This window comes from Streptomyces sp. NPDC055025, assembly GCF_053608565.1.
This window is the reverse complement of sequence record NZ_JBSGVS010000154.1, coordinates 1-1,340: the sequence shown is the minus strand read 5'-3', so window position 1 is coordinate 1,340 and position 1,340 is coordinate 1. Positions and strand designations below refer to the sequence as shown.

General features: G+C 71.6%; 1 protein-coding gene. It reads left to right on the top strand.

Annotated features, from left to right (window positions below; genetic code table 11):
• Positions 1 to 156 precede the first annotated feature (156 nt).
• Complete coding sequence (locus ACWGDX_RS39330) at positions 157 to 1,194, top strand: phosphatidylinositol-specific phospholipase C domain-containing protein (protein ID WP_453633627.1); 1,038 nt, start codon at positions 157 to 159, stop codon at positions 1,192 to 1,194.
• Positions 1,195 to 1,340: the final 146 nt, after the last annotated feature.

The window sequence follows — 1,340 nt, the reverse complement described above, 5'->3', positions numbered from 1 at the left end:
GCCGCACACCCGCGGCGGGGACGCGCTTCCACACGCCCTAGGCCCCTCGCGGCCTGCGCAACCGTAAACTCGCGTCCTCCCGCTGGTCACTGAATTCCCCTACGCTCCCTCTCGGTTGACATGCCCAAGACATGCTCAGCGGGAGGAACAAGGGATATGGCAAAGCTCTTTCGTACCGCGGTCGCGGCCGGTGCCGTGGCCGTGCTCGCTTTCGTCACCACCCCGGCCCAGGCCGCCGACCCCAGCCAGCTTCCGTACCCCTCCACCACCGGGGTCGGGGTCCACAACTCCTATGAGAAGGCCACCTTCCCCTATTTCGCGGACGCCCTGGACTCCGGCGCCGGAATGCTCGAACTCGACCTGTGGACCAATGTGTTCGGCGCCTCCTGGCGCGTCTCCCACAGCAACCCGCTGGGCAATGACAACAACTGTGTGAACGCCACCAACGCCGGCGAGCTGCGCAACAAGGCGCAGAACCGCGACCTGGCCGGCTGCCTGGCCGACATCAAGGTCTGGCACGACGCGAACCCGGGCCACCGGCCCATCGTCCTCAAGCTCGAACTGAAGGACGGCTTCCAGGGGAACGCGGGCCGCGGCCCCGCCGCCCTCGACGCGCTGCTCACCAGCAAGCTCGGTGACGCGCTCTACCGTCCCGCGGATCTGGTGGGCGGTCACAGCGACCTCGACCAGGCCGCCCAGGCCGGTGCCTGGCCCACGCGCGCGCAGCTGGCCGGGAAGTTCATCGTCGAACTGATCCCCGGCACGGTCGAGGAGCAGAACCCCTTCGACACCCTCTGGACCGACCGGGAGTACGCCACCTACCTGCGTGATCTCAAGGCCGCGGGGCGGCTGCGCGAGGCGGCGGCCTTCCCCGCCGTCCACAACGCGGCGGCCGGCGACCCGCGTACCAGGTACACGGACGCCTCGATCAGGCCCTGGTTCGTCTTCTTCGACGCAGACGCCTCCGCGCTCAGCGCTCTGGACACCTCCTGGTACGCGCAGCGGAACTACTTCCTGCTGATGACGGACGCGCACAACGTGGCGCCCGCCATCGACGGCACCAACCCGACCGAGCAGCAGGCCCGCGACCGGCTGGCCCTGCTCGCCCAGCGGAACGCGAGTCTGATCTCGGCCGACTGGCACGGGCTGAAGCCGGTGCTCTCCTCCGTCGTGGCGCGCGGCGCGGCCCAGTAGTCCCTTCCCACCGACCACCGACCACCGACCACCGCCGCACCGTCCCCATGTCCCACGGCCGGGACGCCCGGGGGTGGCGGGGGGGGGGGGCCGCCCCCCCCGCGCCCCCCCCGCCGCCCCCCCCCCCCCCCCCCCCCGGGGGGGGC